The organism is Methylophilus sp. (assembly GCF_035460085.1).
Lineage (GTDB): Bacteria > Pseudomonadota > Gammaproteobacteria > Burkholderiales > Methylophilaceae > Methylophilus.
The window spans coordinates 1-26,601 of sequence record NZ_DATHWZ010000070.1 but is presented as its reverse complement, the minus strand read 5'-3'; the positions used below and the strand labels follow the sequence as shown (position 1 = coordinate 26,601).

Annotated in this window: 27 protein-coding genes; 15 read left to right on the top strand and 12 right to left on the bottom strand. The window is 48.0% G+C overall.

All coding sequences use genetic code 11. The annotated features are described in order from the left end of the window. Nucleotides 1–121: 121 nt before the first annotated feature. Together VK958_RS10570 and VK958_RS10565 are read right to left on the bottom strand one after the other, a co-directional pair. The gene (locus VK958_RS10570) at nt 122–3,496 is read right to left on the bottom strand and encodes a bifunctional diguanylate cyclase/phosphodiesterase (protein ID WP_325241145.1); all 3,375 of its coding nucleotides are present in this window, start codon (nt 3,494–3,496) and stop codon (nt 122–124) included. Between the two features lie 299 nt (nt 3,497–3,795). After that, the gene (locus VK958_RS10565) at nt 3,796–4,032 is read right to left on the bottom strand and encodes a DUF2789 domain-containing protein (RefSeq protein WP_325241144.1); all 237 of its coding nucleotides are present in this window, start codon (nt 4,030–4,032) and stop codon (nt 3,796–3,798) included. Between the two features lie 169 nt (nt 4,033–4,201). Here VK958_RS10565 and VK958_RS10560 point away from each other — a divergent pair, with 169 nt between their 5' ends. The 5 genes from VK958_RS10560 (at nt 4,202) to VK958_RS10540 (ending at nt 6,383) form a co-directional block, all read left to right on the top strand. Then, nucleotides 4,202–4,669: a PA2169 family four-helix-bundle protein gene (locus tag VK958_RS10560; protein WP_325241143.1), complete on the top strand. Its 468-nt coding sequence runs from the start codon at nt 4,202–4,204 to the stop codon at nt 4,667–4,669. 33 nt (nt 4,670–4,702) lie between these two features. After that, nucleotides 4,703–4,936, top strand: coding sequence for a DUF2171 domain-containing protein (locus tag VK958_RS10555; protein WP_325241142.1), 234 nt, complete (start codon nt 4,703–4,705; stop codon nt 4,934–4,936). A gap of 205 nt (nt 4,937–5,141) precedes the next feature. After that, a complete protein-coding gene (locus VK958_RS10550; RefSeq protein WP_325241157.1) occupies nt 5,142–5,603 on the top strand; it encodes a PA2169 family four-helix-bundle protein in 462 nt (153 codons plus the stop codon). Nucleotides 5,604–5,698: 95 nt separating this feature from the next. After that, the gene (locus VK958_RS10545) at nt 5,699–6,139 is read left to right on the top strand and encodes an OB-fold protein (protein ID WP_325241141.1); all 441 of its coding nucleotides are present in this window, start codon (nt 5,699–5,701) and stop codon (nt 6,137–6,139) included. 61 nt (nt 6,140–6,200) lie between these two features. After that, a complete protein-coding gene (locus VK958_RS10540; RefSeq protein WP_325241140.1) occupies nt 6,201–6,383 on the top strand; it encodes a hypothetical protein in 183 nt (60 codons plus the stop codon). Between the two features lie 53 nt (nt 6,384–6,436). Here the strand turns inward: VK958_RS10540 and VK958_RS10535 are convergent, their stop codons facing one another. The 3 genes from VK958_RS10535 to VK958_RS10525 form a co-directional block, all read right to left on the bottom strand. Beyond that, complete coding sequence (locus VK958_RS10535) at nt 6,437–7,711, bottom strand: cation:proton antiporter (RefSeq protein WP_325241139.1); 1,275 nt, start codon at nt 7,709–7,711, stop codon at nt 6,437–6,439. Between the two features lie 410 nt (nt 7,712–8,121). Continuing rightward, nucleotides 8,122–8,763 (bottom strand): DUF1109 domain-containing protein, encoded by a 642-nt coding sequence (locus VK958_RS10530; protein WP_325241138.1) that lies wholly within the window; start codon nt 8,761–8,763, stop codon nt 8,122–8,124. After that, nucleotides 8,760–9,305 carry a sigma-70 family RNA polymerase sigma factor gene (locus tag VK958_RS10525; protein ID WP_325241156.1) on the bottom strand — a complete coding sequence of 182 codons (546 nt, stop codon included), beginning with the start codon at nt 9,303–9,305 and terminating at the stop codon, nt 8,760–8,762. The genes VK958_RS10530 and VK958_RS10525 overlap by 4 nt, the downstream gene beginning before the upstream one ends. A 162-nt stretch (nt 9,306–9,467) precedes the next feature. On the opposite strand from VK958_RS10525, the gene VK958_RS10520 reads away from it, so the two are divergent. From VK958_RS10520 to VK958_RS10500, 5 genes are all read left to right on the top strand, one after another. Then, nucleotides 9,468–9,689: a hypothetical protein gene (locus VK958_RS10520; protein ID WP_325241137.1), complete on the top strand. Its 222-nt coding sequence runs from the start codon at nt 9,468–9,470 to the stop codon at nt 9,687–9,689. A gap of 28 nt (nt 9,690–9,717) precedes the next feature. Beyond that, nucleotides 9,718–10,500, top strand: coding sequence for an MbnB/TglH/ChrH family RiPP precursor modification enzyme (locus VK958_RS10515; RefSeq protein WP_325241136.1), 783 nt, complete (start codon nt 9,718–9,720; stop codon nt 10,498–10,500). Next, a complete protein-coding gene (locus VK958_RS10510; RefSeq protein ID WP_325241135.1) occupies nt 10,473–10,757 on the top strand; it encodes an HvfC/BufC family peptide modification chaperone in 285 nt (94 codons plus the stop codon). Before VK958_RS10515 ends, VK958_RS10510 begins: the two co-directional genes overlap by 28 nt. Then, nucleotides 10,708–11,160: a DoxX family protein gene (locus VK958_RS10505; protein WP_325241134.1), complete on the top strand. Its 453-nt coding sequence runs from the start codon at nt 10,708–10,710 to the stop codon at nt 11,158–11,160. Before VK958_RS10510 ends, VK958_RS10505 begins: the two co-directional genes overlap by 50 nt. Before the next feature lie 114 nt (nt 11,161–11,274). Then, nucleotides 11,275–11,454 (top strand): hypothetical protein, encoded by a 180-nt coding sequence (locus tag VK958_RS10500; protein WP_325241133.1) that lies wholly within the window; start codon nt 11,275–11,277, stop codon nt 11,452–11,454. A gap of 66 nt (nt 11,455–11,520) precedes the next feature. Here VK958_RS10500 and VK958_RS10495 read toward each other — a convergent pair whose 3' ends face one another. The 4 genes from VK958_RS10495 to VK958_RS10480 form a co-directional block, all read right to left on the bottom strand. Beyond that, nucleotides 11,521–12,384, bottom strand: coding sequence for a bestrophin family protein (locus tag VK958_RS10495; protein ID WP_325241132.1), 864 nt, complete (start codon nt 12,382–12,384; stop codon nt 11,521–11,523). A gap of 185 nt (nt 12,385–12,569) precedes the next feature. Beyond that, nucleotides 12,570–14,306: a putative bifunctional diguanylate cyclase/phosphodiesterase gene (locus tag VK958_RS10490; protein WP_325241131.1), complete on the bottom strand. Its 1,737-nt coding sequence runs from the start codon at nt 14,304–14,306 to the stop codon at nt 12,570–12,572. Nucleotides 14,307–14,309: 3 nt separating this feature from the next. After that, complete coding sequence (locus VK958_RS10485) at nt 14,310–14,753, bottom strand: response regulator (RefSeq protein WP_325241130.1); 444 nt, start codon at nt 14,751–14,753, stop codon at nt 14,310–14,312. Next, a complete protein-coding gene (locus tag VK958_RS10480) occupies nt 14,725–16,236 on the bottom strand; it encodes a sensor histidine kinase (RefSeq protein WP_325241129.1) in 1,512 nt (503 codons plus the stop codon). The genes VK958_RS10485 and VK958_RS10480 overlap by 29 nt, the downstream gene beginning before the upstream one ends. Before the next feature lie 506 nt (nt 16,237–16,742). On the opposite strand from VK958_RS10480, the gene VK958_RS10475 reads away from it, so the two are divergent. Further along, a complete protein-coding gene (locus VK958_RS10475) occupies nt 16,743–17,711 on the top strand; it encodes a DUF72 domain-containing protein (RefSeq protein WP_325241128.1) in 969 nt (322 codons plus the stop codon). Between the two features lie 18 nt (nt 17,712–17,729). Here the strand turns inward: VK958_RS10475 and VK958_RS10470 are convergent, their stop codons facing one another. Together VK958_RS10470 and VK958_RS10465 are read right to left on the bottom strand one after the other, a co-directional pair. Next, on the bottom strand, nt 17,730–17,909 hold the full coding sequence (locus tag VK958_RS10470; protein ID WP_325241127.1) for a hypothetical protein: 180 nt from the start codon (nt 17,907–17,909) through the stop codon (nt 17,730–17,732). 133 nt (nt 17,910–18,042) lie between these two features. Next, entirely contained in the window at nt 18,043–19,851 is a 1,809-nt protein-coding gene (locus VK958_RS10465) for an alpha-amylase family glycosyl hydrolase (protein WP_325241126.1), read from the bottom strand. A gap of 247 nt (nt 19,852–20,098) precedes the next feature. Here VK958_RS10465 and VK958_RS10460 point away from each other — a divergent pair, with 247 nt between their 5' ends. From VK958_RS10460 to VK958_RS10450, 3 genes are all read left to right on the top strand, one after another. After that, nucleotides 20,099–20,473: a hypothetical protein gene (locus tag VK958_RS10460; protein WP_325241125.1), complete on the top strand. Its 375-nt coding sequence runs from the start codon at nt 20,099–20,101 to the stop codon at nt 20,471–20,473. Nucleotides 20,474–21,208: 735 nt separating this feature from the next. Next, nucleotides 21,209–23,125 (top strand): putative bifunctional diguanylate cyclase/phosphodiesterase, encoded by a 1,917-nt coding sequence (locus tag VK958_RS10455; protein WP_325241124.1) that lies wholly within the window; start codon nt 21,209–21,211, stop codon nt 23,123–23,125. Between the two features lie 117 nt (nt 23,126–23,242). Next, the gene (locus tag VK958_RS10450; RefSeq protein WP_325241123.1) at nt 23,243–23,782 is read left to right on the top strand and encodes a YgjP-like metallopeptidase domain-containing protein; all 540 of its coding nucleotides are present in this window, start codon (nt 23,243–23,245) and stop codon (nt 23,780–23,782) included. An 8-nt stretch (nt 23,783–23,790) separates the two neighbouring features. Here VK958_RS10450 and VK958_RS10445 read toward each other — a convergent pair whose 3' ends face one another. Further along, on the bottom strand, nt 23,791–24,900 hold the full coding sequence (locus VK958_RS10445; RefSeq protein WP_325241122.1) for a class I SAM-dependent methyltransferase: 1,110 nt from the start codon (nt 24,898–24,900) through the stop codon (nt 23,791–23,793). Nucleotides 24,901–24,968: 68 nt separating this feature from the next. Between VK958_RS10445 and VK958_RS10440 the strand changes: the two genes are divergently transcribed. Beyond that, nucleotides 24,969–26,465 (top strand): iron-containing redox enzyme family protein, encoded by a 1,497-nt coding sequence (locus tag VK958_RS10440; protein WP_325241121.1) that lies wholly within the window; start codon nt 24,969–24,971, stop codon nt 26,463–26,465. Nucleotides 26,466–26,601: the final 136 nt, after the last annotated feature.

Sequence of the window (26,601 nt, the reverse complement as noted above, 5' to 3'; positions counted from 1 at the left end):
ACCAGGTCTTTCGGGAAGGAGATAGCGGGCAATCAAGCTTGTATGACGATATGCAGACTAAGGATTTAGCGGAGGGTAAGCCACGCTGAGGTGTGCCCAACTGCCTGGGCGATAACCGGTGTCATGACGTTAAATCCTCCTGCGAGGCAGCGATATTTAATTTGTGACCACTTTGCACAAGGGAGACGAATTCTGTGGCCACGATCGGCTTGCTGAAATAATAGCCCTGCATCTCATCGCAACCATGCAGTTGCAGGTATTTGCAGTGCTGCTCGGTTTCTACCCCTTCGGCAATCACCTTGAATTTCAGGCTGTGGGCCAGGGCAATCACCGCCAGCACAATGGTGGCATCTTCGGTCTCGGTGAGCATGTTACGGACGAATGATTGATCGATTTTTAAGGTATCTACGCGAAAGCTCTTGAGATAGCTCAAGCTCGAATATCCTGTACCAAAATCATCAATAGAAAGTTTCACCCCGATTTCTTTAAGCTGATTGATGGTATCGGTGACACTTTCAACGTCTTGCGCGATCAGGCTTTCGGTCAGCTCAAGTTCCAGGCATTCAGGCGGCAATCCGGTCTCGTGCAGCGTGCGCGCAACCCAGGTCACCATATCCTGTTGCAGAAATTGGCGTACTGAAATGTTCACTGCGATGCATATCGGCGGCAGACCTGCTGCTATCCATGCGCTGCCTTGCAGGCAAGCAGTGCGTAACACCCAGTCTCCAATCCCTACAATCAAACCGGAGTCTTCTGCGATAGGAATAAAGTCCATCGGGGAGACCATGCCTAATTCCGGTTGCGTCCAGCGAATCAACGCTTCACAGCCGCTGATCTCGCCAGTCTTTAAATTCACTTTTGGCTGGTAAACCAGATGCAATTGATTTTCAGCAATGGCGCTACGCAATTTAATTTCCAGATCAATCCGGTGCTGGGTTTTAAGCCCCATGTCAGGACTATAAAGCTGGAAGGTATTATTGCCGAGTTCTTTGGCCTTATACATAGCGATCTCGGCATTGTCGATCAGGCTATCTACCGTTTCACTCTCTGTATGATAGATGCTGATGCCGATGTTGATGGATAAATGAATATCCTGATGCTGTACCTGGATGGGAGGGCTGAAGTGTTCGAGAATGCTGGCAGCGATGCTGGTCGCATCTAATGGCTGGCGGGTGTTCTGTATCAATATCAGGTATTCATCGCCACCGAGACGCGCCACCACATCATCTGCATGCACAAGATTCACCAGTTGCTCACCCACTGCCTTCAGCACGGCATTGCCGAATAAATGGCCATAGCCGCCATTCACAATCTTAAAGCGTTCCAGATCGATATACAGCAGCGCGAAAGAGCGCTCGCTCAGGCGCGTCATGGAAATCGCTTGCTGGATGCTTTCCTCGATCTGGTTACGATTCGGCAAACCCGTCAAGGCATCATACAAAGCCAGGTAGCGAATCCTTTGTTCCGCTTGCCTGCGCTCTGTGATGTCGGTGCCTACCCCGACAAATCCCTGGCTACCTGCATGCTCAAAACGCACCCCTGTAAAAAAATAGGGAATGCGTCGGCCATCCCGCAGCAGGTAATCCACTTCCACTGATGACTCGCCTTTTTCCATCACTTCGACGATACGGCTTTGCACCAGCGTTTTATCTTCCTCTGCGAAGAACATCATAGGGTCGGCGCCAGCCAGTTCGCTTTGTGAGTAGCCACTGATCTGCTCGAAATTGTTGTTCCAGCGCAATAAGCGCAAACTTTCATCGTAGTGATAGAAAACGCCAGGCAAGCTGTTGAGCACGGCATCCGCATAGTTGAGGTCCTGCCTCAGCTTTTGCTCCAGGCGTTTACTTTCGGTGATGTCATTGAGGATAAATGTATAGACTTCATGCCCGGCCTGGTGAAAGTGCATGACTTTCAACTCTGCATCAAATATGCCTTTGACGCTGGTGAATTGATAAACCGCATTATCCGGCGCGCTGAGAATGTCGGTCCACTCGACTGAGGCATCCGGCGTTTTGACGATATCGCCTATCCATTTGCCGAAAACATCTTCCCACTGGATACCAAATACACTCTCGGCAGAGGTGTTCCATTCTATGACGCGCAGGTTGTGGTCAAGGCTGAAAATGATGGCGGAGGTGAAATCGAAGATAGCGCTTTTTAATTTGGCAGAGGCGAGTTGCTGCTCTTGCGCGAGTACTTGCTGGTGCATGGCCTCCGCCATGCCTTCCAGGGCCATTCTTAGTTTCTGCGTTTCCCGGAAACCCTTGCATGCAGAGGTCGTTTTTGCAGGGAATATTCCTGGCGAAGGTTGCCCATTGTTTGTTAATTGACTCTCTAATTCTTCAAGCGGTTTGCCGAAACGATAAGCGAGCCTCAGCGAGACAAGCACCAGGGCGATCACAATCGCCGCCCCCATGGCCAGTATCTGCCATAATTGGCGCTGCAATGACGATTCAATCACCGGTGTGATTTTGGAGGAAACCACTATCCAGGCGTTGCCGCCTGTTAATTGAAGACGGCGGGCCGCTACCCACTGCTTTTCTCCATCTAAAGACATGTGCGTGACATGGGTGTCTTCAGAAAAAGTGGTGATTGCGGAAAACTCAGGCGGGAGCTCCTGGGGTGCGCGGTCAATCTCAGGGCCGCCGATCATGCGCGGGGTTGCCCCCATTTCGATAATGTACAGGCGCGTGTTGTACTCTGCAGAAAGGGCTTTTAAAAACCGGTTCAATGCGGGCAGGTCAAAATCCGCATCCAGTACGCCTGTCACTGCCCCGGATTCATCCCTGAGCGCTTTTACATAACTCAGACCCCACAGGGGATTTTCCTGGCGCGCGTGTTCTATCCATTGGTATGCAGGAATCCAGGTGCCTTCTGATTTGGCACTGAGCGCGGCTTGGTAAAATGGCCGGGTACGGGGGTCATAACCCTTGGTAGGCAATGACTGGTGCGGATTAAACCCGTTTCGCTCCAGCCTGAATGTTTGTACGTATTGCTCGGTGCTGATCTGCGGGGGAAAATGCCAGAGAAATATATCTCCGCCAGCAGTGCGTTCGATGTTGACATACTCGCCTGTGGCAGCGAGTACCAGGCCGAGATAGCTTAATTCAGGGCGCTGTTCAAGTGCAGCTAATGAGTTTTCCAGTATCGGGCGCACTGTATTTTCATTCACGGAAAACGATTGTGCGACCCGCTCGGCTGAACTGGCTGTCATTTCTGCCGCAAGCATGAGGATATTCAATCTCGAGGTGGCTTGCGTCAGGGCGTTTGAGACCTCTTGCCTGGCGGCTTTGTCGGTACTGGTCACGCCATGCCAGGTAAGTATTACCAGTAACACACACCCGAGGATGATCACCAGCCCGACAACATTGATGACCAGTGACCTGGTGAAAGAAGGGGGTAGACCGGTTGCCTCGGATGCACCGGAGTTGACCACTCTGAGGTAATAGTTTGAAAACATACCCCAGTAACTGCGTTTGCCTGAATCAGAATTCACGACGCATGCCCCTTGACAGCCATGCTGTCATTTTCATGACAGCTGGCATGTATTATTTGTTATGGTTTCAACAGGTGAAATGACTCTATTAGTTGAGTATCAATCATATTATGCGCTTATATTTTAAGAAAGCGCGTCAGGGATGAGATAAAAACAGGTTTAGGCCAAAGCTTCAATATCATTTACAGCAAGAAACTGCTGATAGCCTTGGCAAGTAGCCAGGCCGGGACGTGATTTAAAGGGATTTAGCGGGTCAACAGGTAATCGGGCGCAACTGGGCAATGTGCCCGTTTTCTTGTTTATTTTTTATGCAGCCTGGCATTCAGTTGGTCTATCACCTCTGCCCAATCGGCGTCTTTCAAGATCTCTTCACGCAAGAATGCGGCTTGTGCTGGTGTCCACCAGGGTGCCTCAGCGAGTGTAATATAGCCTGCTAAATGGCTGTGCGTTTGAATAAAGGTTTCGATTTCTTCATCCTTTGAAGGTAAGCCGAGTTGGGCAAACAGGTTGTTGAGGGTGTGTAGCGAAGCTTCCATCATGATTCCTTTAGTGGTTATTTCTAAATAATTTCAAGCCTGAGCAATTCTGACATATTAACCTTAAAGAGATTCCTACAGCCTTTTACGATAACGCTGATGGAGCGCCTCAATTAACTCCGCCATACTTCAATCATGTATTTTCTAAATCTATTTCAGGAGACTAAACATGGTTGATAACAATGATGTGATTGCCATCTTGAATGAGTTAATCGAGATATCCAAAGATGGTGAAGAGGGATTCCGCAGTGCTGCAGAGCATGTCGATGATGCGCGCTTGAAAGATTTCTTCCTGCGGCGTTCAAAAGAAGTGAGTGAAAGTGTGCGTGAATTGCAGGCTTTGGTTAGCGCCTTAGGTGGCGTTCCAGTCAACGCCACTTCCATCGGTGGCACATTGCATAGGCGCTGGATTGACCTTAAAACCGCCCTCACCGCTAACGATAACCTCGCTGTGCTGAATGAAACTGAACGAGGCGAAGAGGTGGCTCTGGCGGCTTACCGCGATGCCTTGGAGATTGAGTTGCCGCATGATATCCGAGCGGTGGTTATCCGCCAGTTGGCAGGCGTCAAACGTAACCATGCGCTGGTGAAACAGTTGCGCGATGTGTTTGATGCTGAAGCCGCCATCCATTCGTAAAACCAGTAGTCCGACTTAATAAAGGAGAGTGCCATGAATACCAATAGAATTGTTCCAGAAATGCCAGTGGTCTGTTCGCAAGGCGGCCAGTTCGCCACCGTTGACCATATGGAAGGCAGTGATTCCATCAAGCTCAAGAAAGATGAGCAGGGTCAGCATCACTATATTCCCACCAGCTGGGTGACCGGTATTGAAAACGGCAAGGTGGTCGTTGATCGACCTGGTGAGGAGGCCATGGAAGCGTGGACTGAAACACCGACTCACTAGCCATGTGAGTCACCCTAGATAAAATAGATATAAAAAAAGACCCAAGGTGATGCTTGGGTCTTTTTTTATATCTATTGGTCTGGTAATAGCTGATCTCGAAGGTGGAATCTTACGACTATTTAAGAATCCGCCCTATGCATGCACTGAAGCGTACTTGGCATACTTTGTCATCGACTATCAAAAATTGAACCCGGAGATTGGAATGATGGATAACAACGAAGTAATTGCCTTGCTGAATCATCTGATTGAAACATCGAAAGATGGCGAAGAAGGTTTTCGCAGTTCGGCAAAAAATGCGGATGACGCGCGTTTGAAAGATTTCTTCTTGCGCCGTTCGAAAGAGGTAAGTGCAAGTGTGCGTGAATTGCAGGATCAGGTACGCGCACTCGGCGGCGAGCCCGTTGACTCTACCTCTATTGGCGGCTTATTGCACAGACGCTGGCTGGATATTAAAACTGCACTGACAAGTAACGATAACCTGGCCGTATTAAATGAGACTGAACGCGGCGAGGATGTTGCTCTGGCAGCTTACCGTCATGCTTTGGAACAAGAACTGCCTGCCGATATACGGACACTGATTTTACGTCAGGTGGAAGGCGTTAAACGTAATCACAATCTGGTGAAGCATATGCGCGATATTTATGAGGCTGAAGCCGCTGTTAATTAATTGAAAGTCTGATTACCAAGTACTTATAAAGCATCATTTACATGATCAGGTGCTTTTGGTATGCCTTTGGCAAGCGCAAAAAAATGGAGAAAATGATGAAAAATTTACAAAAGTGTTTTTACGGAATTTCAGTTGGCCTGATGACGTTTAGTTTAATGGGCTGTGACCGGCCCCCAGAAGAAGAAAGAACATCGGATAACCAAATGGTGGAAGAGCAGCCGCCTATGGAAACAACCGCCAGCGAGATCGCTAAAGAATACGCGGATAACTCCGCCGCCGCTGATAACAAATTCAAGGACACTACTTTTAATGTCAGTGGCACGATTGTTGACGTGAACAAGAATTCGATCAATGAGCCTTATGTCAGCCTGAAAGGCGGCGTGAACCCAGACAAGGAACCGCAGTTTGCATTCATTGTGGCTGACAGGGAAAAAGCGTTTGAGCTGAAGCCAGGACAAGATATCAAGCTTCAGTGTAAAGGTTTGGGCGACATGGCTGATGCACCGATGGCTGGCGAATGCAAGATTCTGGATTGAGCGAATGCTGATTCAAGCAGCTGAACCAAGCGCAATCATCGAACATACAAAGGGAATAACAATGGCTACAGACTCTAAAAACCTGGTGGAAGAAATTATTGATAACGCGATTGACCCCTCCACTCATCTTGAGAATGATCATGCCGATGGAGCCGTAGCAGATTCAAAAGATGCGGATAGCATCAAGCGCGCTAACGATCATCCTCTCAATATCAAACCTGCACCTGGTGCAGGCAAAGCATAAAACGGTCAGTATCGAATTCGATCTTTTTGTATGGCTATAGTGAATGCACCCAGTTATCGAGTTTTGTCCTCCAAACTGTTGATTACCGGTTTAACACTGATGCCATGCACCAGGATTGAAAGTGCAATCACAATCAATGTCAGCTGAGTCAAATCCCTCGCCATGGTTTGGGGAATACCATGCTGGATCGCGTACATCAGGTAGTAAAGTGAGCCTATGCCTCGCACACCAAACCATGCCACAGTGCCTTGAAAGCGCCACGAGGTTTGTGTGTGCAGCCATCCGATCCATACACTCAGCGGACGTGCGATCAGGAAAACAAATAGAGCCAGGCTGATGGTGCGCCAGTTCCAGAAATCCAGCATCAGCATGCCACCCACCAGTAGCACCAGCATGAGTTCAGATAGCCGTTCCAGGTGCTCTTTAAACACCAGGGCTTCTGCACTGACGATGGTGGGTAATGTTTCGTCATCCGCTTCAATGTTTGTTTCTTGAGTGTTTTGCCTTTCTTCTACACCCCCACCCAGTTGTTCAGCTGTGACACCAATGGTTTGTGCAAGTTTGAGTTCAGTGTGCCGGAGGGCAACCGCCGCAAAAAACACTGCTAGAAATCCCCACGCGTTTAGCAGCAAGCTCATGCCATAGACAATCGCGATTAAACCGAGCCCAACCAGGTCATCCAGTACGTCATGTTTGTACTGTCGTCCTCTTAATTTCCAGACTATCCTGCCAGCCATGATGCCGCCTGCGATACCGATAAGGGTGGCTGCGGACGTTGCCCACACGACATCTTTCAACAGCCACTGCCAACCCCATCCGCCCAAGTCATGTAATCCCAGCAAGCCTAGCCCCAGCATGACAAACGGAAAAGCAGAGCCATCATTAATACCGGCCTCACAGGTCAGGGTGAACCGTAGCTGATCTCTGTCGCCCGGGTAGCGAGATTGGGCATCGGTAGCGAGAACCGGGTCTGTAGGCGCCAGTATGGCACCAAGTAATACACCGGCACCGATATGCAAGTTGAGGACAAAATACGAAAAAGCCGCGATCAAGCCAATGGTAATCATCATGGATAGCGAGGCCAGCTTTAATGGTAATCGCCACTTTTTTAACCTGAAGGGAACAGGCATCTTCACACCTGCCGAAAATAATGAGATGAGTATTGCGATTTCGGTGAGTGATTCCAGCAATGCAGATTGCTCGATAGGGTCAAAATAAAACAGATGTAATACTGAGGGGCCGAGCAGGAAACCAATGGCCAGATAGACGATGGCGGGAGTGAAAGGAAGCTTTTGCAGGGAGGTCTTGCTTAGCCCCCTGGTTAACATTAAAACCCCGATGAGTAAGTACCACAAGGCATTTGTCATCATCGTCCTAAGTCAGGTTATTTAGTAAGGCGCATTGTTTATTGCACAAGTATCAGTGTAATGGGTATTGATAGCTATGGATAGCAAACACGTAACAGGTTAGGAACCATGCCATGTTTATAGATTCAGATTGCAACTAAATGTGTGAGAATGCAATTAAAAAATCAGCACCTTATGGAATGTAGGTTAAAGGAATCTGAACAGCGCAGTCATCAGCTTAGCTCTGATTGAAATGTCAGATAAACCTCACTAAATTGTCGTTCAGTCAGGAGTGACTGTTCTGCCATTGCCATGAATTTTTTCGCACCGGTGCATCCATATTGAGGAATGCCTGACGCTGATTCTTGAAAGCCCTTTTTAAGGGGCAGGCTTTACCAGCGTAAACTGTGATGGCCTATCCAGGCCATGATGGCTGTGGGCACCAGCATGCCAAGCACATACCAAACCGCGAGGAATGGGGCTGCCATTTCAGGGCAGTGCAGGGCGTACACACTGGCGCCGACGCCACCTGCTAACCAGCCGGCAATCGCTCCGCTTAATACTGGCTGGGTGGGCGCCAGGTTGCGTAAAGCCAGCAGGGTGGCAACGGCTGTTGGCACCGACAAAAACGCAATGTTTTTGATGCACACGCGCCAGGTTTTGCCCCATAGCATATCGGCATGCTGGCTGGTGTCTGCGTTGACCCAGGATAAGATCGCCCACACCCACAGCACGGCAACAGGGATAAATAATACCCAATAACCAACTTTGGGGATTTTCCCTGGATGAGCCAGCGCAAAAGCAAACACCAGCCCCAGCATGACATTGGCAAGCGGGACACCTAGTTTCATCCAGAAAGGGAATGTCGCGCTGACCTGTTTTAAATCCGGGCGGATGCCATAAAACACCACCAGCAATATAAATGAGATCGCTAGACCAACCAGCAAAGCTTTGCTGATCAGTTTTTCAGGCAGGTGCTGTTGAACAGGCTCAACGCCGGTCGCGAGCATCCTGATGAGTTCATCGGTTTTCATGCTTGTTCCTTCCACATTTTTGCCAGTGCTTTCATGCCACGGTGCACACTCACCTTGATTGCCGGCACTGACATGCCGGTGACCGCCGCGGCCTCAGCGACTGATAGGCCATCCAGCTTGGTATGCTGTATGGATAAACGCTGGTTTTCGGGTAATGTCTCTAGCAACTTGTCTAAATCCTTTTTTGTATCGTTCGCTTCGTTATCGCTGACTGCAAGCCATTCAATTTCATCATCAAACGGGTCGTTCAATGCTTCGTGCTGTGATCGGCGGCGTAAACAGTCGATCATTTTGTAGCGTGCCACGGCATACAGCCACGGCGTAAAGGGTTCTTCCCGGCGATAGGTATGGCGTTTGGTGTGAATGGCGAGCAATGTTTCCTGTACCAGATCTTCAACCTCATCGGGTAAGCGCACCAGGCGCCGCCTGAGGTAAGCGCGTATCAAACCGCTGGTCTGCTGCAACAACAACTGGTAAGACGCGGCATGACCATCTAATGCCATTAACATCAAATTTCGCAATTCTTCTTCTATCATTGTTATGTAGTTCGCTTTATTGATAAAAAGGTTACAGAGTCGTGAATAAATAAATTTTTATCTGCTAGTGTAACCATATTGCCAGTCACCTCGTACTAGCAAGTGAACATTGTGAGAAATGACGCTTTCATTCAAGCAATGCTTATCAACTTTTATTGGAGACTTAACATGAATATCAAACAGTTAGCAGCATTAGCCACTACCATTATCGCGACCAGTGCATTTGCAGGCAGCCCGCCAGAAAAAAAATGTAGCGCTGGCACCTGTAGCAAAAAAGAAATGTCTTCAGATAAAAAAGCAGAATCTTCATGCTCCAAAAAAGACGGAAGCGAGCACAAAGATAAAGAGTCTTCATGCTCTAAAAAAGAAGCAACTTGTTCTAAAAAATAAGCGTTATTACTAAAATAGGGTTTTCACCATGGCTGGGCTGGGTTACCGACAAGAGATGGCAGAGTGGGATATGTCGACGGTGGCGGCTGACTTTTTTGAAGTCGCCCCGGAGAACTGGATACGCCGCGACAGAACACCACTGCATCAGCTATTACAGTCGGGTCGCCCGATCCAGCTTCATGGCGTCTCACTCAGCCTGGGTGGCCAGGCGCCAATCCAGCAATCGTTTTTAACATCCGTGCGCGAGCTGATGCATGACCTGGATATAGTGCATTACTCTGACCATCTGGCCGCAAGTGGCGATGCGCATCAACTATATGATCTGTTTCCTATTCCTTTCACCAGGAGCGAAGTCATTCGCATCAGTGACCGCATCAAGCATGTACAGGATGTGTTGGGAATCAGGATCGCAGTAGAAAACACTACTTATTACACTAATTTTGCTGAAATGAGCGAGGCTGAATTTTTGATGCAGGTGGTTGAGCAGGCGGATTGCCATATATTGCTGGATATCAACAATATTGTGGTGAATCACAAAAACCATCAGCGTTTAGCGGTGCATGACTTTGTTTCGCAAATCGACATGCAACGGGTGACTTATATGCATGTGGCTGGTCATGAGTTTGATGAGCGCTTCGGGTTGTATATTGATACGCATAGCCAGGGCGTAGAGGCTAACACGCGTGAAGTCGCGATGGCTTTACATCAGCAATACCAGATTCCCGTGCTGCTGGAATGGGACAACGACATTCCTTCACTCACTCACATAAACCAAGAGCTCGCATGCTTGAAGACTTCTACAGTTATGTAAGGGGCACCACCGAGGTGGTGCCAGCCGGCTATGACGAACCCGGCATGCGCGCCTATCGTTACCTGGTTTACCTGGGCGCGAGCCAGATGGTAGAAGCGCATTTTCCTGAGATCCGTCAGCAGTTGGGCGAACCCGCCTGGAAAGACTTGATACAGGCATTTGTGCGCCAATCTGCCTGGAGCTCACATTTTTATGGAGATTTAAAAGATGAATTCCTTGCATTTATTGCACGCGAAGCTGACAGAAGCGATGCGTGACCTGGGGTTGTTGGCACTCAGGATCTGGGCTGGCCAGGAATTCCTGGTGGCAGGCTACACCAAATTAAGCGGCGGTATTCATGCGCCGGAATGGTTCAGTGGCCTGCCATTTCCTTTTCCGCTAGGGCTGCTTGGCCCGGATGTGAACTGGGTCATGGCGGGGACTGGTGAAATCGTATTCGGCCTGGCATTGCTGGTCGGGTTTTATGGCCGTCTAGCTGCACTGGGGTTATTGTTTATTACGTACGTGGCGATATACACCGTGCACTTTGATTTGGGCTGGTCCGGCTGGAACCAGATCGATACAGAAGCGGGCCTGGGATTTAAAGTGCCGCTGATGCTGGGTCTGATGTTGTTCACCATTGTGACGCAGGGTAGCGGGCGCTACAGCATTAACAAATGACTTAATTAGATAAGCTAAATTAGGCGAACTCTGACAAAATCATCAGCCATCGCCTGATAATCCTGTTTTTCAAGCGCATCTATGATTAGCCATCCGCTTTTGAAGGAGAATACGATGACTAATCCCTTTATCAGTATCAATGAGCGCCCTGTGTATTCAACACTTGAAAATACTGCAAGCCAGTCGAATAGCGTGAGTACCATGCATTCATATACGCCGATCAGCTATCCAGAGAATACACTGAACAAGCCACGCAATGATGAGCAGCAGGGTAGACCCAATATGGAATTATGAGGGGGAGATTATAAAAAGCCGCGAATCGCGGCTTTTTATAATCTGATATTTCCGGCAATGTGATTTTTAAAGTAATTCTTCTACATGTTTTTTGATGTTAGATGCGATTTTCGGTGTCGGCAAATCATTTGCATCGCTTCCAAACGGGTCTTCAATTTCTTCGGCGATCAGTTCTAAGCTGGCCAGTACGTAGAAAATAAACACTACCACCGGCACCACGTAGTAACCCAGGTTAAACACAAAACCAAACGGTAGCGTCATCACATAAAAAAAGATGAATTTCTTGATAAACGCGCTGTAAGAGTAAGGGATAGGCGTGTTTTTAATGCGTTCGCAAGCGCCACAGATATCCGTGAACGATTGCAGCTCGGCATTGATAATGTAGAACTGATGACCGCTGATTTTTCCGGTGGTATAGAGTTCGTTGGCTTTCTGGAATAAGTGTTGAGCAATCTGGTTTGGGTGATGTTCGTGGTGATCGATTTCCAGATCCAGGCCTTCAAACAGCATTTTGCTGACGTCTTCATTCATCAAATGCTTGGAAAGTACTGAGGCATAGGTAGGGATGATTTTCCTGAAAAAATCCTTGTCGCTTTCATCAGACAAATAAGCTGAAAGTTTAATCGCCAGGTTGCGGCTATTGTTCACCAGGGCGCCCCACAATTTCCTGCCTTCCCACCAGCGGTCATACGCAGTGTTGGTCCGGTAAGCCAGCAATAATGACAGCACGAAACCGACGGTAGTGTGGATCAAAGACAGGTTTTTGACATGGCTGCTGTCAGACAACTTCAGATATTGCAGCTCGAGGTAGGCAATGCCTGCAGCATAAATCCCGATAAACACCATCATGGGAAACAGCCGCCGGAAAGTATCCGACTCGTGAAAGCGGAAGATGAAAATTAACCAGTCTTTTGGGTTGTATTGAATCATTGTTTTTTAATTGTTAAGGGTCTAAGCGAGTTTAGCATGCCCGGCTTAAAAACCAGGAGGCATAGCGTTTCGAATTGAGTACCGTATCAATAAAAATAATTCACGGAATATGGCTTCTGAGAATGCTCGAGCCAATCTCAGAAAATTCACAAATTAGTCAGGAATCTAGCGCGGCAGGCAAAAAATCATAGACATTTTTTCTTGTAGCTCTCCGGATCATGTGTAGCCAGGAAAGCTGTAAAATCGCCAGATGACAAGGGTTTTGAAAATAGAAAGCCTTGCAATTTGTCTGCTCCTAATTCACGGCAAATCGTGGCTTGTTCTATGGTTTCAATTCCTTCAACAATGACCTCAAGGTCCAGACTTTTTGCCATGACAATGATGGCTTTTAATATGCGGCTATCGGCTTCATTTTCTGGCACATTTTGAACAAAAGAACGATCCACTTTCAAAATGGAAGCAGGTAAGTGTTTGAGGTAGGACATGGATGAGTAGCCGATGCCAAAGTCGTCAAGCGCTATCTTGACCCCAAGTGTTTTGATCCGGTTTAAAAGGGAGGATGTTTTGTCGAAATCCGACACCAGGACACTTTCAGTCACCTCAATTGTCAGGCATGCACCGGGCAGGCGCGCATCCTTGATATCCCGCTGAATATCAATGTACATATTGTCTTGTTGTAGCAGTTGCTCACTCGCATTCACCGCTAGTACGAACTGCTGATTCACTCGACCTTCATCACGCCATTTGGCGAGCTGGATACACGCTAGCTGTATGTTCCTGGTATCGATCGCAGCTAAAAACCCCAGCTCTTCGACTACTTCAAGAAACACGATGGGCGGTAACAGGCCTTTGGTCGGGTGTTGCCAGCGCATCAGCATTTCTGCGCCACAGATTTGAAAGTTTTTAGCGTCAATGACCGGCTGATAATATTGCACTAACTGGTTCTGGAGGCGTTGTGAGCGAAGTTCGCCCTCTAGCATGATCCGATTCAATATCTGCTCTTGCAGGACCTCGCTGAAAAAATGAAAGCCGTTCCTGCCCTCACGCTTTACCTGATACATCGCAAGATCGGCGCGCTTGAGCATATCTTCGGCGTTTGTCGCACATGTGGGGTAAGTGGCAATTCCAATGCTGCATGTCACATAGTGCTCTATGTGATTGAGGGTGATCGGTTCACGTATACTTTCCAGGACCCGCTGCGAAAGAGAGCCGACAGATGTCTCGGTTTCCACGTCATGCACAATGATGGCAAACTCATCGCCACCTAGCCGGCAAACCACATCGCCTTCCCTGACAACTGCTAACAGGCGTTGAGCAATCTGCTGCAACAGCTGATCGCCTGAATCATGCCCCATGCTGTCATTGATCAGCTTAAAGTTATCAATATCCAGGTATATCAGGCCTAATTGAAAATTGAGTCGATGTGCACGTTGAATCGCACCACGCAAATGCTCTTCAAAATAATAGCGATTTGATAGACCTGTCATCGGGTCATTTTCGGCCAGGTATTTCAGACGCCTGTGGGTGTCAATCAGCTTGCTGTTCAGCGCATGGCGCGCTTGCGCATGCACCAGCGCTTTGGTCAGATGGCGTTCCGATAGCTCTTTTTTAAGCAGGAAATCCTGGGCGCCGGCAAAAATGCAGTTTCTTTCTATGATCTCATTGTCTTCCATTCCTGTGAGGATAACGACAGCCGCGTGTTTTTCGGTGTGTTGCGTGAGTTTGCTCAACACATCAAGGCACTCCATATCAGGTAATCGATAATCGAGCAGCACAATATCAAATATACTTTCATCATAGAGCTTAAGCGCTTTGACTGCGGTGCTGGCATGCACGATGTCTTTTACCAGCTTTGGATTTCTCAACACACGCACGACAGCCATTCGGTCCAACTCATCATCATCCACCAGCAGCAATCGCATCTATTACTCCTTCGTCACTGGCAGTTCAACCAGTCGCCAATAATGCTCAATCAAGCCCATCACCTCTAAAAAATCCCTATCCATGTGTTGCTTGAATACATAACCCGCAACATGTTTTCGGTAAGCCGATGCCAGGTCTTCATCTGACTTTGAAGTGGTCAATACAAAAACAACCGCCTGCGTCAGTAGCGGATCTGTACGCAATGCCTCAAGAAACTCAAGACCATTCATACGTGGCATGTTCAGGTCCAGCAATATGATAAAAGGGGCCGGGATAGCGCCAGAGCGCAATAATTCCAGTGCCTCGCGACCATCGTGCGCCCGAAAGACTGTATTCAAGAGCCGTAATTTACGTAATGCACGTTCCAGTGCAATGGCGTCGATGTCATCATCATCGACAATGAACAATGACACTTCTTTATAGTTTTGCTTCTGTAAGATTTGCACGAGTCAGCCTTTCTTCTATGTTGATAGGCCAGGTGAATCTTACAGAGCAGCCACGTTTTCCGTCTGACACAATACTAGTGGTACCGCCATAGGCTTCGACGATTTTTTTTACCAGCGCCAGACCCATGCCACTGCCTTCCACTTCATCACGAGGACGCAAGGTCTGGAACATCAGGTATACCCGTTCCTGGTATTCTGGAGAAATGCCAGGACCGTCATCTGTCACGCTGAATTCATAGTAATGTTTATTCGCAAGTTTAGCGCTAAGATGAATGTGGCCTAGCGTACGATCATGATGCTTGATTGCATTGGTAAACAGGTTGCGCAGGACCTGTTCGAGAGGGGTTGCAAGGGTGCTAAAAGTAGGCAAGTCATTATCAGTCTCAAGAGTGAATCCTTCAGGTGGTGTCTGCATTTCAAAAATAGTGTGTGCGAGCTTGCCAAGTTCCACCAGACTAACATTGCCCTCCAGCCGGCCTGCTCTTGAGTAGGCCAGTAAATCATCCAGCAGATGTTCCATTCTGCGCAGGCGGCCACGCAACATCTCCATATGCTCAGGGATGGCCTGCATTTGTCCGTTATTGAGATCTTCTTCTATCCAGTGGGATATCTGGAAAATACCGCGGAGAGGTGATTTCAAGTCATGCGAGGCCACATAGGCAAACGTCGCCAGTTCTTTATTACTACGCTCTAGCTCATCTCTATGCTCAGCTAGTTTTGCACTGGCTTTTACCCGCGCGGAAATATCGGTAATGGCTGATAAGACTTTGACCCCATCATCCGTTTCAATCGGGTTGAGCCCTACCTCGACAGGAAATTCGCTACCGTCCTTGCGACGACCATACAAATCCCGACCCGTACCCATGGCACGTGGGCTTAAATCGGAAAAAAAAGAGGCGCGATGATGCGGGTGTTGCTGATGGAAGCGTTCAGGTAACAGGATGTCGATGAGTTGGCCTAACAACTCGGTCCGGCTGTAGCCAAAAATGCGCTCAGCCTGGGTATTCACCATTTCGATGATGCCGCTCTTGTTCACCATCACCATGGCGTTGGGCGCGGCTTCAACGACCTGACGAAATCGTTCATCCATGCGTTTGCGGGCAGAAATATCAGTGATAGCTGAAAGTACTTTGACACCATCATCGGTTTCAATCGGGTTGAGCCCGACTTCTACCGGAAATTCGCTGCCATCTTTGCGGCGGCCATACAAGTCTCGTCCTGTACCCATGGCACGTGGGCTTAAATCAGAGAAGAAAGAGGCGCGATGATGCGGGTGTTGATGGCGGAAGCGTTCAGGCAGCAGGATGTCTATCAGTTTTCCTAATAACTCATCCCGGCTATAGCCGAATATGATTTCTGTCTGGGTATTCACCATTTCGATGATGCCCAGATTGTTCACCATCACCATCGCTGTAGGTGCGGCTTCCACCACCTGGCGAAAGCGCAGATTGGCTCGCTCGATATCGCCGATTTCATCATGCATGGAGTATCCCCTCGTTAACCCAACATACACCGGACTGACTTGCTTGCTGTGAATCGGTTGCCTACTCAGATGCAACTGCAATTTAAAAACTTCAAATTGCCATCTTCTATCTGCGTAGCAGAAACTTATGATAATTTTCAATCTGCGTTCAAATTACCTGCAAATAGGATTGCTGGCAATTAAATTACACACTTTTGATTGTCTCCTATCTCAAAGGATACATTTACCACCTGGGCACTGTTTTAGCTGCTTTTTAGCAAACAATGCATGCATTCTTAGTTTTTAGTGTTTTAAAACATCTTTTTTTATATCGCGGGGATGAATGAATATTTAGGAATGACTGTTGTCCTATGCATACTGTTATTTGTGTTTAGTTTTGCACGCAGTTTAAGCGCCTGGTTATACGAGCCATTTAATAGCCCTATATTCATGCACCGTATCTAAAACATATTTATACATATTTTCAAAACGGTGAACTTCTCTTAAGCTGCATACCCATATTAAATATGGCTACCCCCAATATTCGCATCGGTATCTCAGGCTGGCGTTACGCGCCATGGCGCCAGGTCTTTTACCCGAAAGGCCTGATTCAAAAGCGTGAGCTGGAGTTCGCTTCGCGTGCTTTGCCGACCATAGAGTTGAATGGCTCTTTTTATGCCTTGCAGCGCCCTTCTAGCTACATGAGTTGGTATGAGCAAACGCCGCCTGGTTTTGTATTCAGTATTAAGGCTAACCGCTATATCACGCATATTTTACGGCTGCAGGATATTGATGTGCCCATGGCCAATTTTTTTGCCTCTGGCTTGCTGGCGCTGAAAGAAAAACTGGGGCCGATTCTGTGGCAGTTTCCCCCAAGTTTCAGGTTTGATGCAGCATTGTTTGAAAGCTTTCTCATGCAGCTGCCGCATGACACACAAGCAGCAGCTGAAATCGCAAAAAAACATGATGCTTCCATGCGTGGCCGCGAGTATCTGAAAACGGACGTAAAGCGCCCGTTGCGGCATACGGTGGAAGTCCGCAATAAAAGTTTTGAAACGCCGGAATTTGTTGAGTTGCTGCGCAAATATCAGGTGGCGCTGGTGATTGCAGATACAGCGGGCAAGTGGCCATATAAAGAAGATATCACGGCAGATTTCACCTACTTACGCCTGCATGGCGCAGAAGAGTTGTATACAAGCGGATATACGGATGCAGCACTGGATCACTGGGCTGCACGGATCAAAGCCTGGAGCAAAGGCGATCAACCTACAGACGCGCACCTGATTTCTGACCTGTCACCACCGGCCCGCAAATCACGCGATGTGTATTGCTATTTTGATAACGATATCAAAGTGAAGGCGCCATTTGACGCACGCAAGTTACTCAGGCGCCTGGATCGTGAAACCGGCTTGAGTGCGCTGGATTGGTCTCATGCTGATGAGCCCGGCGAGTTAAACCCGACCAAGGCACAAGGCAGGAAAAATCCAACGAAATAACAAGTTACATATTCGCTCTTACGGGATACCAATGATCTTGAGGTATTCTTCCAGCGTCAACGTGAGTTCTTGCAGTGAGTTGTTCACCTCATCCAGATGCTGGTTGCCATTCAAATGCAGTTTTTCCAGTAATGCCTTATGTTTCTCAACGGCTTCTAAATGCGCTTCAAGCCTGGTTTCTTTTAATTCTTTGGTCATTTCATTTATCCCGTTACGTTAGCTTAGATTAGGCCATATCCATTGGAGTCCATCTGGATTCACAAAGTTTGCGCCAAAAAGCCGCGTTTCCGCGGTTTTTTGAATGCGTAATGGATGCATGAATGATAAAGGTTTATTTATCCTGCGAGTAAATCAGGCAGGCGTAAGCCCCAATCGTGATTGGCGCTGAGAAACCTAAGCCGTCTTTGCCATCTTCGTTGGCATTGATATCACCGGAAGGGGTTTCGTCCATTTCTTGGTTATAAATGGTGGTGTCACTGTTGAAGCGCAACTTCCACTCGCCGCCTTGTGGCAGGCCGATAACGTAGTTTTCTTTGCGGCCTTCGGCAAAATTAAATACGACTATGACATCATCGCCGGCGCCGCCTTCTTTAGAGCGATGCATGGCGATCAGTTTGTCGTTGTCATTCACATGATAAACCGCAGTATGTTGACCGCTTAAACCAGCGGAGTGCCCGGCACGATTCAGGCGCAGGTTGATCAGGTCGCGATACATGGTGGTGATATCGGCATATTCTTCTGCACGTTGCCAGTCGATAGGGCGGTCATCACGGAACCATTGGTCACGCAAAAATTCCTGGCCCTGAAGCAGCATAGGGATGCCTGGCGCAGTCAGGGCTAGTGCGGCGCCCAGGGTCGAGCGTTTGATGGCATATCTATTCGGGCGCTCGCTCGGGTCTATCTCTGACACCAGGCGTTGTTTGCCGTTGGCGACTTCATCATGTGATTCGGTATAGACCACACGCTGGAATGCATCATTGTTGTATTGGTTGAGCAGGGCATCGCGCACGGCGTGCATTGAGCGGTTGGCGTCATCACCTTCTATCAGTACTTCGCGGATAGGGTGCACAAAGCCAGCATCCCATTGGCTACTGAAATTGGCGCCACCATGTTCTTTGGCAAGTGTGAGTGCCGCGCTGTTTTGCAGGTCTTCGGCTATGGTGATTTTTCCCGGGTGACGAATCTGTACTTCGCTGTTGATCCATTGCAGCAGGCTGAAGCCTTCGGCGATCAGGTCCTGTGCATTGGCTTCCACGCTACGGATATACAGGGTCATGTCATAGCGCAGGCCATCGGCATGATAGTCGCCCAGCCACATCATGGCGTTATCAAAAATATACTGACGGACTTCGCCACGGCCATAATCCGGCCGCGTGTCGCCCCAAGGCGTGGTGGAACGCCAGTCGTTGTAGAAGTAGATGCCGCCTTTGTCGTTCTCGCTCCAGCCATCAAACTGCCATAAGCTGATGTCTGAGGGGCCGAAGTGGTTGTACACCACATCCACGATCACAGCGATGCCCGCTTCATGCGCGGCGGTTAAAAAGCGTTTAAAGCCATCCGCACCGCCATAAGCACTTTCGATGGCGTAAGGGTGCGCCGGGTTATACCCCCAGGAGTAATCACCGGCAAATTCTGCAATCGGCATCAGCTCGACAGCATTGATCCCCAGTGCTTTCAGGTGTGGCAGGCGTTCAATGGCGCTGTCAAAAGTACCCACCTTGCCCTCTTCAGTATTAAAAGTACCGATATGCAACTCATAAATCACCAGGTCATTCCATGCCGGCATCTGAAACTGGCTGGCTGGCGGCTCGAATAAATCCAGTGCCGGAATCACGCCGCTGCCGACCGAGTTAGTGACGATTTTTGCGTAAGGGTCTATGCGTTGCAGTTGCTGCTCGCCATTGATGATATGGAATTTGTATTCATCACCTGGTTTTGCATGGGAAAGGTCGGCGTACCAATACCCATTTGCTTCATGCACACAGCTATCCGATTCCGCTTGCCAGTCATTGAACGAACCTATGACCGATACATGATCCGCATGCGGCGCCCACACACGAAAGGCGACTCCATTTGCATGCGGGATAGCACCCATTCCAGGTAAAGGTTCAAAGGCGGGTAAGGGGTTGGCAGACGACATGATGATGAACTCCGGTAATTGATTTGTGTGAGCTGTCTGGGCTATTTTCCAGGCTAGGCAATGTAGGAGAATCTATACAATCAATAAAGGCATCAAAAGAAGCTTTATTCTGATATTCCTGTCAGTGGACTCTGTCAGAAAAGTCTTACCTGAGAATCAGGAATTCGCCTGCAATCAAAAAGCAGAAGCACCACTAGAATAGCGAAAAATTTAAATTACTTTAGTGTTTTGGACAGGTTAAATAGTTATGCTGACATCGATTGAATTTGCAAATGAGGTTTTTGAAGAGTTAAGTCTTTCGATAGATCAGGCTTGTAAAGAACGCTATTGGTTTATTGCCTGCCGTAACGCCCGCGTTCTGGGGTTCAGTCAGACGGATATAAGTTCCGGTTCTGCCTATGGACAATGTTTTGAATTGCAGATCGAACCAGACATTCACCTCAGCCTGACTTACATATCCATTGACTGCCCTGACAGTTTGACACCCTCGGATGTGACCAGATTTGAATTGAGGCTCAAACATGGGGATGCGTTGATCAAATCGTATCAGAACGAATTTGAAGAAGCGCCGCTTTCTATCGCAAGACCTGTTCGCCACCGTGGCTATTCAGCAACACTGTAAACCAAGTCTTAGACATCTGATGTGCAAAAGCCGGGATTCCCCGGCTTTTCATTTTATAAAAGTGCTGTATGAACAACACGCTCGAAGCGAGCGAATCTCACTCATCAGACCATTATTGAAATTGCCGTGTAAAAATCCCTAAGGTGCGGATAAGTTTTTTGCGTGCCGGCTTGTGTATTTTTTGCCAGCATTTCCCTGCACCCCTTCTTTCACTCCGCTGGTTTTAATGCAAGCTCACAAGCGAGACGTTCTCATCCAGAAAATCTCCCGGGCTTGTCGATAGCCAGTTGAGTTTCTGGCAAGGAGCTTCATGGCTCACAATTCCCTATTTTTCTTTCTGCTGCAGGTGGGCTTAACAAGCGACTTGTGAGTTTTTCCTATTGGGATCCGGTGAAGTCTGCCCCAGATTGAGTCATTGGCTTTGCAAATGTGAAGAAATCGAGAATTTAGGCAACTTGCATGGATTTAATGGCGCTTTTATTAAAAAACCACCTATGAAAAGGCTCAATTATTGTAGGACTGGCTTACCATACCGATCTGTTGGACGTATGGATTTGCACTCCGGAGATGACTGCATATTTATTCTCATGATTGTATAAAGTGAGCCAGGAATGTCGGCAACAACCGGCCTTGATATGCGAACAATTGAGAATAGAGCTGAAAACCTGGCTATTTCCCAAAGATTAAAACAAATTGACGCCACTTAATATCAGTCGATCAGAAATGAATTAAAACATGCCTTTTTCTAAAACAACAAGTTCTGAGCTTTTGCTGGCACGCTATCGTAGCCTGATGGCTGACGTGCCCGTCGTGATATTTGCCGGCTTAAGCGCAACGGCCATCCAGATCATTGCCTTAAGGGATGGTATTGATTGGCGAGTGTCAGTCGCCATGCCACTGATCCGTATGGCGCTGGCCGCCATGTTGTTTATGTACTGGTTCTGGCACCGTGAAGATAATCCCGACGTTAAGAAAGTGCGCTGGCGACTGCGCGCGGCCTCAGTGGTACTCGTTATTTCAGGTGTGATCACTTTTTTCCGCAGTTTGTACTTGTTCAACCATACCAATAGCTTTGGGCATTATTTCCTTATCGTTTATATCACCCTGTTTGGCCTGTGCTTTGCTTTTATTTTAAGCAAGATTGGCATCGCCGCTTTTATCTATAATTTCCTGTTAATTTCTGCCGCCCTGGTATGTATCTTTATGGGGGATTTCCAGCAACCTTATGTGCTGGCTGGTCTGGTGCTGGTGTTCGAGATGGGTATGTTGTTCGCCATGCGCGCAAGCAGCAATGTGTTTGACCAGCTGGTCAATGCCACTCACGAAACGCATCTCTTGCTGGAAGAGAACCAGCGTCTGGCTAATCAGGATGCGTTAACGCACTTGCCTAACCGTCGCCAGTTTTTTATGCATGTAGAGCAGCAACTGGCACGCGCCAAAAAAACCGCAGAACCGTTTGCGGTCGGCATTGTAGACCTGGATAACTTTAAACCGGTCAATGATATTTACGGTCACCATATTGGCGATCTGGTGCTAATCGAAATTGGCGAGCGTCTGGCGCGTATCAAGATCGCCGATGTGCGGTTCTATCGCCTTGGTGGTGATGAGTTTGCGTTCCAGGTAGTGACTGATGCGCAGCACATGATGTTAAAACAGGTAGGCAAAGAAATAAATCGTGTCATCTCGCAGCCAATGAATGTCGATGGCATACTCATCAACATCAAAGCTTCGATTGGTACCTGCGTGTTTTCCAACACCAAAGATACTGCGCAAGACCTATATGAGCATGCGGATTTTGCGCTCTACCATGTCAAACGTACCGGCCGTGGCAATATGGAAATTTATTCGCTGTCGCTTGAAGAAGAGCGGCAGCACCTGAACAAGGTAGACCAGGCATTGCGGGCAGCAGATCTGGATGCGGAACTGTTCCCTGTGTTTCAGCCGATTATCAACGTCAACACTGGCGCGATCAGCTCATTCGAAAGTCTGGCGCGGTGGAATAGCCCGACTTTAGGCATTGTGCCGCCAGCGGTGTTTATTGGCGTGGCGGAAAGTTTGGGCGTGATTTCTGAACTTACGCGCCTGATGTTCCATAAATCGATTATTGTGATGGCAGAATGGCCAGCGCATATTCGCCTCTCTTTCAATTTATCTGCTTACGACGTCACCAATAAAGCGGTCATTGAAGAGCTGATTTATATGGTGGCGCAAAGCCGGTTACATCCTTCGCGCTTTGTATTTGAAGTCACCGAAACGGCCCTGCTGCAGGATTTCACCACCGCCAAAGATAATATTGAGTTGCTGCGCCAGGCAGGGGCGCGGATCGCACTTGACGATTTCGGCACCGGTTATTCCAGCCTTAGCCATGTGCAAAATCTGCCGCTGGATAAACTGAAAATCGACCGCAGTTTTATCAAGGACATTGAAACCAACCTCACCAGCCAGACCATCGTGCGTTCAATCCTCGCCCTATGCCAGGGTATGCAGGTGGAGTGCGTGGCCGAGGGTGCTGAAACCGGCAGCCAAGTGCAGTTTTTGCAGCAGCTGGGTTGCCAGCTTGTGCAAGGGTATTTCTATTCCAAACCGATGGTACAGGAACATATCCGTTCCTATCTGGCTGAACACGGGTTAAAGCAGGATTTGGTCGCCTAGGTAATTCATGAAATGATTACCCGCCCTTGCAGGTTGAAGATTAGTTTCATTTCTAACTGATTCGATTGCTCATCTCTTTGATTTTCTAATCCTGTGCTGGTGGACTAAAATAGCAGCATGTCATTGCAGTTAATCCAGCAGTACTTACCCGGTTATCCTGCCCATCTGCATGCGCAGATTGCGCAGTTGCACGATCAGGGCAAGTTAGGTCATTACCTTAGCCAGCGTTATCCGCCATCACATAATATTCAAAGTGATAAGGCACTGTATGACTTTTGCAACGACTTTAAACAGCGTTATTTAAAAAATGCACCGTTGCTAGATAAGGTGTATTTCGATAATCGACTAACCGTTGAAAAACAGACGCTAGGATTAAATACTGCTATTTCGCGGGTGCAGGGCGGAAAACTCAAAGCCAAAAAAGAAATCCGTATTTCAGCTTTTTTCAGATCTACCCCGGTGGAATTCCTGACCATGATCGTAGTGCATGAATTGGCGCACCTGAAAGAGCGTGACCACGATAAGGCGTTTTACCAGCTGTGTCAGCACATGGAGCCCAACTATATGCAATATGAATTTGATTGCCGGGTACATTTGCTGTGGCTGACATTAAGTAAAACACAGACACTCTCCACACCTCTGCCAATTCAAAAGTAAGTGCTTGCTTACGGTTCAGCCACCGTACTGATTAATTGCAATAAATTATCTGCTTCAATGGTTGGCCTGCTGACCAGCAACCAGACTGCAGCAATTCTGTCTGCCCGTGCATAGGCCTCGGTAGCAAGTTCTTCACTGAATATATCCGGGTCAATTTCAGAGTATTGATAGGTGCAGCCAGCTTCTTTGGTCTTCCGTTTGACCTCTTCCAGGAACGGGTCATGCCCTTCTACAATAGCCACGCCGGTATATAACATCAACGTTCCCCCGGGTGACAGTCGCGTGAGGGCCGTGTCTACAATATCCAGTGATAACTGCGCACCCAATGGCCCGTTGCCATGGCGGTATGCCCTTGCAGATGGGTCCACCAGGTAAGGAGGATTTGCGATAATTACATCAAACTCGCCTTGCAAATCATTCAGCAGATTGCTGAATTGAAAATGGACATTGGCAATGCTATTCGCCTTGGCGTTAGTCGTCGAAAAAGCCAGCGCTTTCTCATTGATATCGACACCGAAAATTTCTGCATAGGGTAAAGCTTCTGCCAGCAAAATCGCTGCTGCTCCAGAGCCGGTGCCGATATCCACACAACGTTGAACCTTGCCTTGCAGGGTAGCGAGTGAGTGATACATGGCATTGATATAACGATAGGTATCCGGGCCAAAAAACACGGCGTCTTGTGCCTCGGTTGGAAAGCCGGAATGCACAAATAACTTATCCGCCACACTGGAAACCCGCACCAGGGATTGCCAGCCATCATCCACAGCACGCAACACACCAGCAGCATGCATTAGCTCGAAAATATCAGCGTCTATACTTTCCTGCGTGAACGGACGATTCCAGCCAAAGATATCCTGCAAAGTTTTAGCCCATGCATTTTCTGCTCGCTCATTCACCAGCCGATGTGTGGTCGGGGTCACCGTCACAAAGCGGTAGCCACGTTCATATAAAGCCACTAGCAGTTTTTCTAGAGGATCGTAGCCCAGCATATCCTGGGCGGATGAATTATCGACGTGCTTGATCACTTTTATACCTTTGAGATGCATGATAATCAGTAATGTCAGCTTAACAGAACTCCGCGATTGTTTTAATAAGCGTATTCCTACATGTTTCTCCATGATTGTCTGATATGGTATTTGACGCTAACTGCGTAACTTACCTACTTCATGAATCAAAGGCGGTAACTATGTCTGGTGTGCGTATAGAAATTGAAAGAGAATTAAAAAGACAGGAAGCGGTGAGCCTGTCTGGCAGAGCAGTGAATCACTGGACTGCCAAATCGGTCTATTTCTCATTGCTCGAAGCTAAGTATTCAGCACAAACCATGTCTAACAGTGCAGAATTACTTGCCGAAAAGTTGAAAGAGACGGACAACCATACCATTACCATGCCTGCCAATATTCAAGAGTTGGATAACTGGCTGATTGAACATAATGAAATTGTGGGGCGCCAATACCGCGAATATCTGGCTGCACGTAAAGCGGGTAACCCAAGATGGTACTTTAGCAGCAAATCCCATGCTCTGTTTTTCTTGAAAGCCGTGGCACCTACCAAACTGGTCGATGGCGCATGGTTATTTGGCTTGATGCGCCATTGGCAAGACCCACGGCTGGCATCACTGATTAAAATTTATCTCGAAGAGCTTGGTGATGGCGTAGAAGCCATGAATCACGTAGTGCTTTATCGCAAATTATTAAAACTCAATGGCTGCGAAGACTGGAAAACCCTGGATGACCAGTTTTTTACCCAGGGTGCGATCCAGTTGGCATTATCCGCACACACTGATACGCATTTGCCGGAAGTGATCGGCTTCAACCTCGGTTACGAGCAATTACCGCTTCACTTATTGATCACTGCTTATGAGTTGAAAGAACTCAATATAGACCCTTACTATTTCACGCTGCACACCACCATTGATAACGCGCAATCCGGGCACGCACGTTCAGCGATAGATGCGGTTCAAGAGGCGATGCCGATGTTTAGTGAATCACGCAAGTTTATGCAACGCGTGATTGCTGGCGTAAAGTTAAATGATGTTGGTTTAAGCACGCTGGATATCATCAAGCATTTCGACCTGCAAGGCGAAGTGGTCAGGGTTTTGCAAAGCAAAGCCAACATCGGTCAATTTATGCATTCTGACCGTTGTGTGATCGGGGGTAAAACCGTGAATGAATGGTTGCAGGATAACGAACAGGTCGCCCTGTTTTTATACGAAATGGAAAAAACAGGCTGGATCAAACGCCATCATGACCCTGAACAAAGTCCATTCTGGAAAGTCATTGCTGGTGAAAAAGCGGCCATGTTTGGCGTGTTCACTGCTTATGAACAGCAAGTGATTTATGACTGGATTGCCGGAGATGCTTTGGAAAGCATGCCTATGCTGGCACGATTAGGCAGGCCATGGCGTATGGTTGAGCGTCAGTCTAAAGCGCACGAAGAGGTGAAAAACAGCCGTTACGGCAATGTGTATGACTTCCATTCAGGTAGCCGAATCGGCAAAAAATTGCCGGAAACGGATTTTAACCACGACCAGCTGTCGTTTGAACGTTATGTGCATAGTATCGATGATGAAGAAACACTGATGAATTTCCTGGTGGACTGGATGTCACCGGCCAAGCACTACACACCGCTTGGCTTGTGCGCGACCCGTTATTTTAAGTCGCATATGGATTCACTTTTTTAAGTAATTTTTTATAGCTCGTTTAATTCAAAAAGCCGCATTGAAATGCGGCTTTTTAATTTGAATCTTTTGATTCTTGTCGCTAGCAAGAACTGCCAGGTTTGCAACCACAGGATTTACCAGTCGGCTTCAGCGTTTT

Bases quoted from the DNA above. Each gene is read 5' to 3' on its own strand.
- VK958_RS10565 (WP_325241144.1), bottom strand. From the start codon at position 4,032: ATGGAAGCTTCGCTACACACCCTCAACAACCTGTTTGCCCAACTCGGC.
- VK958_RS10560 (WP_325241143.1), top strand. From the start codon at position 4,202: ATGGTTGATAACAATGATGTGATTGCCATCTTGAATGAGTTAATCGAG.
- VK958_RS10555 (WP_325241142.1), top strand. From the start codon at position 4,703: ATGAATACCAATAGAATTGTTCCAGAAATGCCAGTGGTCTGTTCGCAA.
- VK958_RS10550 (WP_325241157.1), top strand. From the start codon at position 5,142: ATGGATAACAACGAAGTAATTGCCTTGCTGAATCATCTGATTGAAACA.
- VK958_RS10545 (WP_325241141.1), top strand. From the start codon at position 5,699: ATGAAAAATTTACAAAAGTGTTTTTACGGAATTTCAGTTGGCCTGATG.
- VK958_RS10540 (WP_325241140.1), top strand. From the start codon at position 6,201: ATGGCTACAGACTCTAAAAACCTGGTGGAAGAAATTATTGATAACGCG.
- VK958_RS10535 (WP_325241139.1), bottom strand. From the start codon at position 7,711: ATGTTAACCAGGGGGCTAAGCAAGACCTCCCTGCAAAAGCTTCCTTTC.
- VK958_RS10530 (WP_325241138.1), bottom strand. From the start codon at position 8,763: ATGAAAACCGATGAACTCATCAGGATGCTCGCGACCGGCGTTGAGCCT.
- VK958_RS10520 (WP_325241137.1), top strand. From the start codon at position 9,468: ATGAATATCAAACAGTTAGCAGCATTAGCCACTACCATTATCGCGACC.
- VK958_RS10515 (WP_325241136.1), top strand. From the start codon at position 9,718: ATGGCTGGGCTGGGTTACCGACAAGAGATGGCAGAGTGGGATATGTCG.
- VK958_RS10510 (WP_325241135.1), top strand. From the start codon at position 10,473: ATGCTTGAAGACTTCTACAGTTATGTAAGGGGCACCACCGAGGTGGTG.
- VK958_RS10505 (WP_325241134.1), top strand. From the start codon at position 10,708: ATGAATTCCTTGCATTTATTGCACGCGAAGCTGACAGAAGCGATGCGT.
- VK958_RS10500 (WP_325241133.1), top strand. From the start codon at position 11,275: ATGACTAATCCCTTTATCAGTATCAATGAGCGCCCTGTGTATTCAACA.
- VK958_RS10495 (WP_325241132.1), bottom strand. From the start codon at position 12,384: ATGATTCAATACAACCCAAAAGACTGGTTAATTTTCATCTTCCGCTTT.
- VK958_RS10490 (WP_325241131.1), bottom strand. From the start codon at position 14,306: ATGCGATTGCTGCTGGTGGATGATGATGAGTTGGACCGAATGGCTGTC.
- VK958_RS10480 (WP_325241129.1), bottom strand. From the start codon at position 16,236: ATGCATGATGAAATCGGCGATATCGAGCGAGCCAATCTGCGCTTTCGC.
- VK958_RS10475 (WP_325241128.1), top strand. From the start codon at position 16,743: ATGGCTACCCCCAATATTCGCATCGGTATCTCAGGCTGGCGTTACGCG.
- VK958_RS10470 (WP_325241127.1), bottom strand. From the start codon at position 17,909: ATGACCAAAGAATTAAAAGAAACCAGGCTTGAAGCGCATTTAGAAGCC.
- VK958_RS10465 (WP_325241126.1), bottom strand. From the start codon at position 19,851: ATGTCGTCTGCCAACCCCTTACCCGCCTTTGAACCTTTACCTGGAATG.
- VK958_RS10460 (WP_325241125.1), top strand. From the start codon at position 20,099: ATGCTGACATCGATTGAATTTGCAAATGAGGTTTTTGAAGAGTTAAGT.
- VK958_RS10455 (WP_325241124.1), top strand. From the start codon at position 21,209: ATGCCTTTTTCTAAAACAACAAGTTCTGAGCTTTTGCTGGCACGCTAT.
- VK958_RS10450 (WP_325241123.1), top strand. From the start codon at position 23,243: ATGTCATTGCAGTTAATCCAGCAGTACTTACCCGGTTATCCTGCCCAT.
- VK958_RS10445 (WP_325241122.1), bottom strand. From the start codon at position 24,900: ATGGAGAAACATGTAGGAATACGCTTATTAAAACAATCGCGGAGTTCT.
- VK958_RS10440 (WP_325241121.1), top strand. From the start codon at position 24,969: ATGTCTGGTGTGCGTATAGAAATTGAAAGAGAATTAAAAAGACAGGAA.